2 pseudogenes are annotated in these 539 nt (G+C 38.2%); one reads left to right on the forward strand and one right to left on the reverse strand.

Annotated elements, in window-relative coordinates:
* Positions 1–325: pseudogene (locus JO375_RS18420) on the reverse strand (2,' 3'-cyclic nucleotide 2'-phosphodiesterase); the annotation flags it as partial.
* Positions 326–385: 60 nt separating this feature from the next.
* Here JO375_RS18420 and JO375_RS18425 point away from each other — a divergent pair.
* Positions 386–539, forward strand: a pseudogene (locus tag JO375_RS18425) (tyrosine-type recombinase/integrase); the annotation flags it as partial.

Below are 539 nucleotides of genomic sequence, written 5' to 3' on the forward strand. Positions count from 1 at the left end.
GAGTGATTTGGTCTTTATATCCTTGAATCTTTTGATCCCCGATAGACAAAAAGCGTTCATCAGATACTTTTTCTCGGCTTTTTTGTGCAATTTGAAGATTCACCAACTGATCCTCAATCCCTTTTTGCGTTGTAGCAATTGTTTGTTCCAATTCTTTTTTTCTATCCACCAGTTTTTGTTCAAACTTATTGTTACTATCATCCACTGAAGTAGAGCCTGGTACAACATTTACATCAGAAGATGCACTTGAAGATGTACTTGAATTAGTAGTAATTTGAATTGTTTTTCCGTCCACCTTTAAACCAGCTCCTAAAGAATCGGACACAGCTCTCAAAGGTACATGCGCCTTTCCATCAACAATCGCATTCTCAGCAAGCGAGTTGCCGTTTACTGGTTTTTCTTCAAGTTTTTGATCGAGACAGGTATGCGTAAAGGTGAAGCAGCCGCGTTGAAGTGGTCAGATATTGAATTGAAAAATAAAACCGTGGTCGTTAAAAAAACTTTAGATTTTGATTTTCCCGAAGCCCATGAGGAACTGT

The sequence above is a fragment of the Paenibacillus farraposensis genome (genome assembly GCF_020736845.1).
Lineage (GTDB): Bacteria > Bacillota > Bacilli > Paenibacillales > Paenibacillaceae > Paenibacillus > Paenibacillus farraposensis.